This window comes from Okeania sp. SIO2F4 (genome assembly GCF_010672385.1).
GTDB lineage: Bacteria > Cyanobacteriota > Cyanobacteriia > Cyanobacteriales > Microcoleaceae > Trichodesmium.
The window spans coordinates 1-3,129 of sequence record NZ_JAAHGT010001063.1 but is presented as its reverse complement, the minus strand read 5'-3'; the positions used below and the strand labels follow the sequence as shown (position 1 = coordinate 3,129).

Genomic DNA, 3,129 nt, shown 5'->3' with positions numbered 1-3,129 from the left:
TTTTAGTCTTGACTTAGAGCGGGATGATTTAAAAATGGTCATGTTGCCAGGAAAACCTAGTTCTAGAAATCAGTATTTTGCTAGTTATTGGATTATAGATGAGGCGGGTCGCGATCGCGTTCTGGAAGAATATTTCGATATCAAATTAGAAAAGTTTAATTACAACAATATATATAATCCTATGGAGGTAAATGAAATTTCACCTCTTGAAAATAAAATAGCTGTGCAAAATGCCTCTAGTTACTCTCAAGCAGCAACAAAATTTGCTCAGTATTTGCGTGACCAAGGATTTTACAATGTTTATGTAGTTCCTGACTGGTCTGACAAACAACGTTTTACTGAAATTATTGTTCAAGGGGGTTATTTAGACTCAGCAGAAGTTGTGAAAAGTACTTTAGGTTTTGGTAAGATTGAAGCTGCTTCTACAGGTGAGATTGGTTCTGATTTTACCATTCGATTAGGGGAAGATGCTATTAATAAAATTAATCTTTTACAGAAATAGTAATAGTGTATATACCTATCCCAGATGTATTTACGTTTAATACTGTGACTATAAACTAATACCAAATCTTCAAAAGTTTGCTATGTTTCCTGAAAAAAGGCGGTAGGTGGAGCAGAGGTTCGGGAAAAATATCAAAGTGTAAAGTAGTTGTCAAATAAAGCATTATTTTTGATAAAAAGTACCAGTTATAAATGTTTTAGTGAACATAATATTATTAAGAGTATTATCACAAATAAATAGTATTAGACTTCTCCATAAATTAGATATTTGCCCAAGTTGCACAAGGATTATAAATTCATGTTCGGAGATGTCTATTAAGAAACCAAGGTCTGACTATTTGTTGACCTTGTTTTTCTCTTTCTGCTAATTCTAAGTTTCATAGTAAAAGTATTTCTAAAATATTGTCATTGTTATTAAAATTATAGGCTTGTCTTACTAATACTATTTCTTAAAAATTAAGTTATATTCAAATAAGCGATAGAACTCCGTTCCGTTTTCCTACCGAATGCTACGCAAACGGAATCGCCAAATAGAAAATCAAAAAAGTGCTAAATTACTCTCATCTCCAATAGATTTTAAATCAACAGAAAACTACTGCCCTAGATCCTAAACTTCAAGGTTTGTATTTGTTGAAAACTGAACAAATCAAAACTGTTAAAGACATAGCACAAACACCATCCAGTCATACTATTAAAAAAACTTTTGTACAATTTTTTATGTTTTCATCTAACTATCATCCAGAAAATTTGTAGCATTTTGTTGGTAATTGGTATTAGACAGTCTATCCAAACCCTATACCCTTCTTACTGACGAGAAAGAAAATAGCCTTTAATCCTCTCTAGATAGGATCTCTAGAGTGGCAACTCCTTGGGCTATGCTAATTTTTAACGATTAATCTTTTAGTATATCACATTTGTTTATCATTGCTGTGTAATTCTTCTCCACTCTAGCAAAATATTCATCAAAACTTCATCGAAATTTTTAACAGGTTAAATTATTCAATTAACATCAATCTCCTGGTAAATCAAGATTTATAGGAGGTTAATGAAACTACATTAAGACTTGTGAATTTAAAGATTCGGTAAATATCTGGTTACAGGACTTGCGATATTCAGCGTATTTATGTCATATTTTAATTATAAAAAAAAATAAACTCACAGACAAAAAACTCAGGAATAAAACTTATCAAGGTGCATAAATAAATTATCTTTACTCATTAAAGAAAAAATAATAGTAATACTTTAATTGGTTAATAATTATGAGTACATCTAAACCTTGTATCAGTATCGGCTTACCAGTCTATAATGGTGGAAATTTTCTTGAAGAAGCGATTAATTCACTTTTAAATCAAACTTTCACTGATTTTGAAATTATTATTTCCGATAATGCCTCAACTGATGCCACTGAATCAATTTGTCGAGAATATGCTCTTAAAGATAAACGTATCCGCTACTATCGAAATCGAAGTAATATAGGAGCAGCTAGAAACTTTAATCAAACTTTTAAGTTAGCCAAGGGAAAATATTTCAAATGGGCTGCCCACGATGATATTTGTGAACCTACTTTTTTGGAGAGATGCGTTGAAATATTAGAAAATAAACCTGAAGTTGTTCTTTGCTATCCCCGAACCAATATTATAGATAAACAGGGTAAAACTATAAGTTATTATCAACTTAAATTTAAAACTAATTCTCTCAAAACTCACGAACGCTTTTATGATATTACTCGTCTTCACCATCGGAATTATCAAATTTTTGGATTAATACGCACCAATATTCTCAAAAAAACTCCCTTAATAGCTAGCTATGCAGGTTCAGATAGATCTCTGGTCGCAATATTAACTCTTTATGGTCAATTCTTTGAAATCCCTGAATATCTTCTGCAAGCTAGAAGACATCAAAAACAATCAATGGAACTATTGTTTAATCCCCACAATAAAATCCAGAAAATCCTCCGGATGTATAAATATTCAGAGTGGTTCGACCCCCAAAATAAAGGAAAAATTCTTTTACCTAATTGGCGAATTTTTCAAGAATATATTTGGGGTATCAAAAAATCTCCCATGGTTGGAGTTGAACAATTTCTATGTTTTATACAACTTATAAAATGGATATTTAGTTACGGGAATGGAGCTAAATTAATTAGAGATATATTGATTGCAATGATTCAAATAATACATATTGTTTATGCCAAAAATATATTACAACCCTCTAATCAACCAGAAAGGTTATCGCAACTATCAGCAGAAGATGTGTAGTTTGAAAATTTGATTGTTGAATTAGGGAGGCTGGTGGAAACTGCTATTAGATTTAGAGTACAAAACGAGCAGTTCTAGTTAAAAATTGGAGAATTTATTTTTTGCTATTCCCTAAGTAGAATGCTCAAAAACCATAAATTAGCAAATGTTATTGCTAACTTGTAGTTTTTATGAGTGTTTCCTGCGGAGGATCTACGCTTTCAAACCTCAGCTTAATTATAAATGTGAGTTGTATCGTAGTGCATTACCCGGATTTCTCACAAAATAAGTTTGACTTATCAAAATCCTTATCTACTCAAAGTCATACAGAATAAGGTTTTCAACAGTGTTTTGTTTTTTTTATCTCTTTTAAGCAGGGTTAAATGCTTGC

The 3,129-nt window shown here is 31.3% G+C and carries 2 protein-coding genes; both read left to right on the top strand.

Features of this window, described 5'->3' with window-relative positions; all coding sequences use genetic code 11:
* On the top strand, positions 1-502 hold a 502-nt coding region (locus F6K22_RS37060), incomplete at its 5' end, for a LytR C-terminal domain-containing protein (RefSeq protein WP_293109739.1).
* 1,258 nt (positions 503-1,760) lie between these two features.
* Positions 1,761-2,759, top strand: coding sequence for a glycosyltransferase family 2 protein (locus tag F6K22_RS37055; protein WP_293109738.1), 999 nt, complete (start codon positions 1,761-1,763; stop codon positions 2,757-2,759).
* The last annotated feature ends 370 nt before the right edge of the window (positions 2,760-3,129 follow it).

Excerpts from the sequence above, each read along its gene's own strand:
- F6K22_RS37055 (WP_293109738.1), top strand. The coding sequence starts at position 1,761 with ATGAGTACATCTAAACCTTGTATCAGTATCGGCTTACCAGTCTATAAT.